This is a genomic window from Ectopseudomonas khazarica, from assembly GCF_004521985.1.
Lineage (GTDB): Bacteria > Pseudomonadota > Gammaproteobacteria > Pseudomonadales > Pseudomonadaceae > Aquipseudomonas > Aquipseudomonas khazarica.
Map to the genome: position 1 here is coordinate 1 of NZ_SBHZ01000035.1, position 4,905 is coordinate 4,905.

The following is a 4,905-nucleotide window of genomic DNA, read 5'->3' on the forward strand; positions in this document are numbered from 1 at the left end:
CTGCGACTCCCCCCATCCATAGCAACGCCGAAAGCAACGCCAGAACCCCGAGCAGCGACGTGGCGATGATCAACAGTACTTTCATTGGTTCTTCCTCCTTGAAATAAAACTATGACGCTCAATAATCGTCCGCGCGGCCAGTAGGCTTCCAGTTGATATCCTTGTCAGCGTGATAGCCTTGGACAGGGTGTGGAGGAAGCGGGTGCTCCTTAGCCAGGTTCGGAATTTGTAGGCCTGGTTCATCTTGTAATCGTCTTAATATTTCAGAGTATTCGTCGGCAATCTTTTCGTCTTTGGTGTACTGGAGATCACCGTCACGGAATGTGTCTCTGATATTAAGGGCTCCCTTGGGTTCACCAAGAGATGCTGCGCGCTGATAATAGTGCATCGCCACAGGAATATTTACATCAATTCCTTCATAATAAGTGGCCAGCTTGTAGTTTGCGTCAGCAAAGTCTTGCTCGGCAGCACATTTTAAGTAGCCTAGCCCTACAGCGTCCTGATTTTTATCGTACACATATATATATCCAATTCGAGTTTGTGCGTGCGGGCTACCCATGTCGGCCGCCTTTATCAAGAAAAGCATAGCGTCCTTGTCAGATTGCACTACCCCCACGCCACGCTGCACCATGACGCCCATATCATAGTAGCCAAGCGGCACATTCAACTCAACCATACGCTGATAAAGATCAATAGCCTTGTTAGTATCCTTAGGCACGCCCTTACCGCGCAAGTATAGCTCTGCCAGATTATGCATGGCTTTCCAGTGTTCTTTATCAACAGCCTGCTGATAGAGTTGGGCTACTTTCGTCCAGTCAGGCAAACGCTGCTTGCTTATATCTCTAGCTTGCTGAAACCAATTCTCGGCTACTTTATCCAGCGGTGGAGCCGTATCCTTTTCATGTACGCACTTGAACTCGTAAGCCATTCCCTGCGCTCCTAAAGACAGTAGAAAAGATGTAAATAACGCTTTAATCCACAGCAGTCGCATAAGGTGTCACCACATCCCAGAATCTGACTAATTTCCCCACTAAAGGGAGATTTTTCTTTTGATACTCCCAGTTCTTGTTTATTACGTCATCCCACTTAGAGAAATCATCCGCCACATATAGATTAATGCCTTTCCCGGTATGCATCTCCCACAATCGCTCCCGCCACAACTTGGTGGTCGTTGGACTGGGCATGGCGATATTCAGTTCGGAGTCGCTAAGCAGGCTGCGGGCATTGATATTGGCCGAGCCCAGAGTGAAGAACAGGTCGTCCACCAGCAACAGCTTGCTGTGCACATAGATGGATTTGTATTTCGCCGTACCTTGCTCAGGGCCGAGAGTTTCGGTGATTTGCTGCTCGATCTGGCGTTCGCCCCGGGTTTTCGCGACGGCAGAGCCGGACTTGCCGGCGTCACAACTGACCAAGGTCGCGACGATTACCTTCATGCCTTCGGGCGGCAGCATTTCCGGTTCCATCTCACGAGCGGCAGCCTTGTTGTAGTGGGCGTTGGGGTCGTCCGCGATCAGCTCATCGGCACGCGCCTCATCGATGTTCTGCTGGCGCATCTTGCTGCGTACTTGTAGCAACTCGCGATCACGCTCAGGTGATTCGGGGCGTTCGCTGAGCTCACGCTCCCGATACGCCAACTGACGCTGATCGTAGAGGTTGTCGCGGTGAGCCAATGGCATCAGCTCAGCCTGGCCCAGACTCTCCATCATGTCATAGGACGTACTGGAGAAATGGCCACTCTCCGGGTTGTTGGTCACCACGAAAAGATGCAGGTCATGCAGTGCCCCCGCAGCCTTGCGCGTTGCAGCGGTGTTCTTCAGGCGCTCCGCCAGCGGCTTGTAGCGAAAGTACTGGTTTTCCATGTACGCATACTGGTGCACGTTGCCCAGCGCCTTCTCATAGACTTCGAGGATCGCCTCTTCCGGCCCTTCCTCCGGATGGGTACGACATATCTGCGCAGGCTCGCCACCATTCTGGATATAGCTGAGTGGCGTGGTCGTTCGCCGCTGGCTGGCCAGCGACCCTTGGAAGAGTCGCCTGATCCAGCTGGTGCCACTGTCCCAGGCGTTACAGAAGTTATGGTTGAGATCGAAAAGAACCGGACCTTTGACGTGCAGGGAAAGATCCTGCCATGGGCCAAAGCCAATATCGCGGTTAGCGGCCTTGTCGTCATAAAGATGAGCGGTAGTATCCCAGTAGTTGCGGTGCAGGTTGTGCCCCATCACGAAGCCTTCGGCGAGTTCGCAGGGAAAAGGGGACAGATTTATTTATACCCCTTTAAACCATAAATAAATCTGTCCCCTTTTCGGTCCTGTCCCCTTTTCGGTCGTCCCCTTTTCGGTCGTCCCCTTTTCGGTCTGTAGGTAGCCGATCTGGTCGAGTGGAGCCGCGCGCGCTCAAACGAAGGCCAAAACCCTGTCCCCTATTGAGCCGAGCGCGCCAAGCGGAGCGCACGGAAATCCAGAAGAAGGGACATCCTAGGATGGGTTAAGTAAGTGCAATTCAAATCTGCCCCCCTTTTTTGATATGTCATTCTCTCAGGAAGTCCTTTATGGACTGACAGTTAACCCACCCACTAATCATCCCACGCTTGGGATTTTCGTATCCTACATAACACCATCCGGCTGTTTGGCGACTTAACTCAATATGATCGTCTTTAATCAAGTACCTTTTTGTGCTCAAGCTCTCCAGGGGTTCATCGTGCAGATAAACTTTTTGACTAATTTCTTTTTTGAGCGTTTTTCCAGATACCAGATCAATAAAATCTCGTTTGGAAATTGTACTCTCTATATCTGAGATGGTTTTATAAGGGTAGCGATATACGACATTATCCGTGTCCCCTTCAAAGATATCCCCCCCCGCACCAAAGAAACTAGTTAAGTTTTTTTCAATCTCAAAAACCCCGTTGCGCACGCGATATACTCGAACGCTATAGTAGTCACTTGAATAGTTTACTCCCGTGGCAGAGTTGCTTACTCCTGTAGCATGAATGATAAATAACAGCCCAGCGTTTTTAGCTGGTGTATCAGCAAGTAAGACACCGGCGATTCGGCCGGGCGAAGCTAGATACTGCAGTCGCTCAAACTCTTTATAGGCCTTTGTGTCGCAGTTAAAAGCCGCAAGGGATATCTGATAATTGTCGTCAGATATTATTTCGCCTGGAGGGCGCACCTTTCCGAAAACAACATAGATAGAGTCTGATATCTTGACCGATTCATGTATATTGTTTTCGTTGGTAAAGTCACATTCAGCCTTACAGGTGGCAGTAAAAAATAGCACCAATAAACATAATACTTGGCTAATTTTCATGAGCAACCCCCCCATATGTCTTGGAAAACTCCTGCGAGATTTCAATCATAAAACGCTTCCGCTCGTTTATCCCCTTAAGTCCTGTATTTATTATCTTGGTTATTCCTTCTACTGCAACATCCGTGGTGATGCTTCTGTCTTCCGCTATTCGCTTTAACTTGTTGATCTTCCAGAACCAAAGCCCCGTCTCCACTATAACCCTTGAATCGGTTTCTACCAGTTCTGGGTTTTTATGAATCTCTACACCTATATCGGCTCCACAGCACTTATATGCGCCATAGTGTGTTAGATGCAAAAGCCCGCGACCTCGATAGTCTTTGCCAGGCTGCTCCGCTGAGCCAAAGGCATGCTCCCCATATGCAGCATCATTATTTATGAGATTGTCTTGTATCCACTGAATTTTTTCTTCTCTGCTTGAAAATGTTATTCCCTTTCTTTTGAATCCATCATTTATTGCTGTAGGGGCCATTGCATATAATGTCTCGCCGGTATAGCTTACATAATTTAGGGGCTCTCTGAATTTTGTAAAGCCACCGGTCTCGTGCTTGGCTTGTGCGAGGAAATGCTTTATTTGTGAACAAGTATTTACTTCATACCTTGTAATGTAAGAATTTAACTGCTCGGCAATTTCTTTTATTCTTCCATCTTGCGCTGTGCTGTAGGCTATACCTCTTAGGAACTCATAGGAGATAGAGATGTTCTTTTTGCACCTGCTGCATATAACAGCACCTGATTTGGATAAGGCTTCCGGTAGTGATATGGGTTGAAAATGCCAAGCCACCCCATCCGCCGCTATTCCTGGCTGCCCTGCCAATTCCTTCCACCAACTCAGCGTTTTAATTCTCTCTTTCTCGCGTACCCACTGAATGTTCGGATCTTCCGGCGTGTGTTCCATCAGCGTGTCCAGCTGATTCCACTTGCTCTCGTTCCAGAACCACTCGCTTTCATGCTGGCTGATAAGCAGCGACAGTTGCTGGGCTAACCAGGGTTTGGCGAGGGCAGCCTGAAATTCCGCCGGGGTGAGTTTGTTATCGCGGACGCCCTTTTCATCCGGCTGGTCGATGATCTCGTACAGCTTGCTGAGGATGGTGCCACGCTCGGCTTCTTCGATCAGTGCCGCGTAGCTTGCGGTTTCCTCTTCTGTGGCGCGCCCAGTAGCATCGAGGGTTCTGGCCAAGTGGGCGTCCAGTGAAAGGTTGTCTCGAAGTGTGCTGAAGCCCGGCCATTCCCAAGGTGAGTGACGCGTGACGATCAGGTCTTTTTCTGGCGCCCAACCGGAGATGTCGTTGCCCTCCATGTCACCGACGGTGACGTACCACCAGGGCACCTTCTCAGCGTCGATGGCTTTGCGCTCATCGGGTAACGCTTCCCAGGAGCCAGCGGGCAGTATGCGCACATAGCCACTGGCCTTACCTTCCAGGGAAAAGGGGACAGATTTATTTATACATCTTTAAACCATAAATAAATCTGTCCCCTTTTCGTTCTTTTCGCACAATCGTGACCGGTTCCTTTCTTGCTCCCCGGCAATGCCAAGAGCGTGACCCCACTGATACAGGCCAAACCGATGAAAACTGCAGACAAGGTCAAGAGGTAATC

The 4,905-nt window shown here is 49.7% G+C and carries 4 protein-coding genes; all 4 read right to left on the reverse strand.

Going from position 1 to position 4,905, the window contains the following annotated elements; all coding sequences use genetic code 11:
• Nucleotides 1-118: 118 nt before the first annotated feature.
• On the reverse strand, nucleotides 119-928 hold the full coding sequence (locus EPK82_RS24595; protein WP_134678339.1) for a tetratricopeptide repeat protein: 810 nt from the start codon (nucleotides 926-928) through the stop codon (nucleotides 119-121).
• 43 nt (nucleotides 929-971) lie between these two features.
• Nucleotides 972-2,222: a phospholipase D-like domain-containing protein gene (locus tag EPK82_RS25155; protein WP_134678340.1), complete on the reverse strand. Its 1,251-nt coding sequence runs from the start codon at nucleotides 2,220-2,222 to the stop codon at nucleotides 972-974.
• Nucleotides 2,223-2,529: 307 nt separating this feature from the next.
• Nucleotides 2,530-3,309: a hypothetical protein gene (locus EPK82_RS24605; RefSeq protein ID WP_134678341.1), complete on the reverse strand. Its 780-nt coding sequence runs from the start codon at nucleotides 3,307-3,309 to the stop codon at nucleotides 2,530-2,532.
• Nucleotides 3,299-4,705, reverse strand: coding sequence for a glycoside hydrolase family 19 protein (locus EPK82_RS25090; RefSeq protein ID WP_134678342.1), 1,407 nt, complete (start codon nucleotides 4,703-4,705; stop codon nucleotides 3,299-3,301). Before EPK82_RS25090 ends, EPK82_RS24605 begins: the two co-directional genes overlap by 11 nt.
• Nucleotides 4,706-4,905 lie beyond the last annotated feature (200 nt).